The following is a 3,057-nucleotide window of genomic DNA, read 5'->3' as shown; positions in this document are numbered from 1 at the left end:
GAGGTCTTTCGGGTGGGCAGTGTGAGAACTTCCATCATCGGAAGGCCTCGACCTCTATCCCGCCTCCGACGCGCCCACCCCACTCAAGCCGCCAGCACCCCGCCCGCACTCTCAATTACGAAGAGCCCGTTTTGTCTGATCATAAATGGTCTTCGAAAGTCTCACATGCCATCAACCGCTGTACCTTCTATGCATGAGATCTCGGATAGCCGGTGTCGCGTTTGCTGTTGCTGCGCTGTCGATGAGTGCCTGCGGAGCAGAGTCCCTGGCTACAGCAAACACCGATGTCTGCAATATCAACGCCAGCTGGATCAGTGCCGGAAAACCACCCGAGGACACTCCCCGCTTCGTCAGATCATTGCGCGCTGCGCTGGAAGGCGAGACCGAGGGACGAATACCAGTAGCAGCCTCCTCGATCATTCAAGCCGCTGACGACGGCGACCAGACATCCGTCCGGGATGATGGCGTTGAGCTGGCGGCGACGTGCGTCAATGAAGGGTGGGAGCCGCCGGAAGGGTGAGCAGGCCAGCAAGGGAAAAGAAACGCTGACCAGGCACAGCGCGCGCCAGAAGATCGCCTTGCGGGCAGATTCGACTAGGGGGAAGTTCATGCGCGACCTGGTCGACAGCATTCTCGGCGTCGTCGGGACCGAGGGCAGGATCATAGCGATCGACGGCGTCGATGGCAGCGGAAAGACGTTTTTCGCAGCCAACCTGGCAGCGGAGATTCATCACCGTCCGGTCATCACCATCCACGCAGACAATTTCCTGAACCCCTCGTCAGTCAGGCACGCCCGGGGCCGGCACTCACCGATAGGGTTCTGGAGAGACACCTACGACTATTCGGCCCTACATAAGTACGTGCTCACACCCTTGGGCCCCGACGGAGACGGCCGATATTCGCCGGCTTCCTACGATCCGGCGACGGACCAACCAACGGTGGCGGCGTTCCTCCAGGCCCCACCGGACGCGCTGGTCCTGGTGGAAGGCATGTTCCTGCACCGCGATGAACTCGTCACCTCCTGGGACGCCTCGGTGTACCTCGACGTTCCCTTCGCCGTGACCGCGGCGCGAATGGCGGCCCGGAATGGCACCAGCCGCGATCCGGAACACCCGACGATGCGCCGGTATGTCCACGGCCAGCGCCTTTACTTCGAAGCCGCGCGACCCTGGGAACGAGCGACATTCGTGATCGACAACAGGGACTTCACCGTCCCCGACGTCGTCCGCTCCGTCACTCCCCCGACAGGCCCTGGGGATCCTCTACCGGGCGCTACCGGGGTCCAGCTGAGTTCGAGTGAACACTCTGGTTAGTTCGGCAAGGGACTCGATGGGCACGTCAGCCAGACTGACCTCGGGGCGTTGGGCGTGCAGGTAGCCCCACGAACTCGACCTGCCGCACCCAGAAGTCTTGCAGGGCGACCGGGAACTCGCGCTTTATCCCACATGCTGGCAAAAAAGCCCATCCTCACCCCACTCGGCGAAGGCATCGGCGTCCTCGCGCTGAAGGGGCCGCAGATGCAGCGCAGTGAAGTCCATGCCCCCAACCTATCTGCCTGCCAATCGGGTGCTGGTGGCTCCGCCCTGACAGACTCAGGTGATGGACCTCCCCGAGATCGCCGACCGGTGGCCCGCTACCGACCCCGCCCATGGGAGCGTGACGCTGCGGGCATTCCGCCCTGACGACGCCGGCATGGCCAGGGATCTCTCCCGGGATCCCTATGTCCCTGCAACGGGGACCCTGCCACTCAACGCGACGCCCGCCCAGGCGCAGCAGTGGATACGGCGACAGCAGACCCGGCACACAGAGGGTGCGGGATTTTCGTTCGCCTTCGTCGACACCACCGAGGGACACTGTGCCGGATTCACCGGTCTATGGGTGCGCGAGCTCCACGCTGGCCGCGCCCAGATCGGTTTCGGCATCGCCCCACCATTCAGGGGCCGGCGACTCGCCGCGGATGCACTCCGTGCTCTCACGTCCTTCGCGTGGACCCTGCCCGAATTGCATCGCACCGAGCTCTACATCGAGCCCTGGAACACTGCTTCCATCAGGACGGCCGAGCGCGCCGGGTACCTCCACGAGGGACTACTCAGATCCCATCAGGAGATTTCCGGCCGACGTCGCGACATGCTGGTGTACTCCGCCGTCCGCCCCTGACATACGGACAACGCTTCGCGCTCAAGCGCGGTCCACGACCAGCCGGCAACGTGCGGAGAGCTATCGGCTTACGGGCGGAAGGCAATGACCAGAAGCGCTCCAGCTCCATTTCCCACTGATTCACCTTGATACCCGCCGAACACCTTCTCAACTGACATGCCTGCTTCCTCGAGCATGAGGCGGAGTTGGTGTTGCGACCGGAAACGCAACGGCCCACACTCGACTCGCTCATTCCCGTCCGGTGCTATCTCGTGCTCACAAAAATCAATCAGCCCCGTCTCTTCATCGACATGCGTGGTCTGGTACCAGTGCTCAACTTCTCCCTCAGGCAGGTCAACAATCCGATGACTGCGCTCCTTCGTCCACGCCTCCCAGCCGCGGGCGTCCGGATCCCGCGCATCGAAAGCGAGACGACCACCAGGCACGAGGTGAGCGGCGATGTCGCTGAAGGACCGGGCTAGTTCCGCGTCGTCGAGAATCTCCTGAACGACGTTGGACGCCATGATCGCCAGATCGAACTGACAATCGGCAGGAATCGCACGGGAAGTGCCATCAACCCACTGAACCTGGTCGGCGCCCGGCTTCGACCGAGCTGCCCGAAGGGATGGTTGATCAGGATCAACTCCCATGACGCTGCACCCGGCCGCTGCAGCAGCCAGAGTAATGCCTCCGGTCCCGCACCCGAGGTCCAAGACGCGCGCACCGGGGGTTGTGGTCAAGAAACTCAAGAAGAAGTCGTCAGCTGGCCCCCAGTCATTCACTGCGTCGTAAAGGGGCTCTTCATACTTGAGGTGGGAGCGCTGAGCGACACGCCGTGAGCACCTGACTCCGAAATGAGGTCGAGACCTTCCAAGATCGGCAGTGACTAAGCCGCTCAATCCGGAAGGCCTCGACAATGTC

4 protein-coding genes are annotated in these 3,057 nt (G+C 62.8%); 2 read left to right on the top strand and 2 right to left on the bottom strand.

The annotated features are described in order from the left end of the window. Positions 1 to 355: 355 nt before the first annotated feature. On the bottom strand, positions 356 to 610 hold the full coding sequence (locus FJV46_RS15000; protein ID WP_126130589.1) for a hypothetical protein: 255 nt from the start codon (positions 608 to 610) through the stop codon (positions 356 to 358). Between FJV46_RS15000 and FJV46_RS14995 the strand changes: the two genes are divergently transcribed. Both FJV46_RS14995 and FJV46_RS14990 read left to right on the top strand, forming a co-directional pair. Beyond that, complete coding sequence (locus FJV46_RS14995; protein WP_126130590.1) at positions 609 to 1,313, top strand: nucleoside/nucleotide kinase family protein; 705 nt, start codon at positions 609 to 611, stop codon at positions 1,311 to 1,313. The genes FJV46_RS15000 and FJV46_RS14995 overlap by 2 nt on opposite strands. Before the next feature lie 286 nt (positions 1,314 to 1,599). Then, on the top strand, positions 1,600 to 2,157 hold the full coding sequence (locus FJV46_RS14990; protein ID WP_087025272.1) for a GNAT family N-acetyltransferase: 558 nt from the start codon (positions 1,600 to 1,602) through the stop codon (positions 2,155 to 2,157). A 68-nt stretch (positions 2,158 to 2,225) separates the two neighbouring features. Here the strand turns inward: FJV46_RS14990 and FJV46_RS14985 are convergent, their stop codons facing one another. Further along, the gene (locus FJV46_RS14985) at positions 2,226 to 2,918 is read right to left on the bottom strand and encodes a class I SAM-dependent methyltransferase (RefSeq protein WP_104150475.1); all 693 of its coding nucleotides are present in this window, start codon (positions 2,916 to 2,918) and stop codon (positions 2,226 to 2,228) included. Positions 2,919 to 3,057 lie beyond the last annotated feature (139 nt).

The sequence above is a fragment of the Arthrobacter agilis genome, assembly GCF_006494655.1.
GTDB classification, from domain to species: domain Bacteria; phylum Actinomycetota; class Actinomycetes; order Actinomycetales; family Micrococcaceae; genus Arthrobacter_D; species Arthrobacter_D agilis.
The sequence above is the reverse complement of the archived record's forward strand: the minus strand, read 5'-3'. Positions and strand labels throughout refer to the sequence as shown.

What these genes read in the sequence shown, in the direction of transcription:
- FJV46_RS14995 (WP_126130590.1), top strand. Translation starts at nt 609, where the DNA reads ATGCGCGACCTGGTCGACAGCATTCTCGGCGTCGTCGGGACCGAGGGC.
- FJV46_RS15000 (WP_126130589.1), bottom strand. Translation starts at nt 610, where the DNA reads ATGAACTTCCCCCTAGTCGAATCTGCCCGCAAGGCGATCTTCTGGCGC.
- FJV46_RS14990 (WP_087025272.1), top strand. Translation starts at nt 1,600, where the DNA reads ATGGACCTCCCCGAGATCGCCGACCGGTGGCCCGCTACCGACCCCGCC.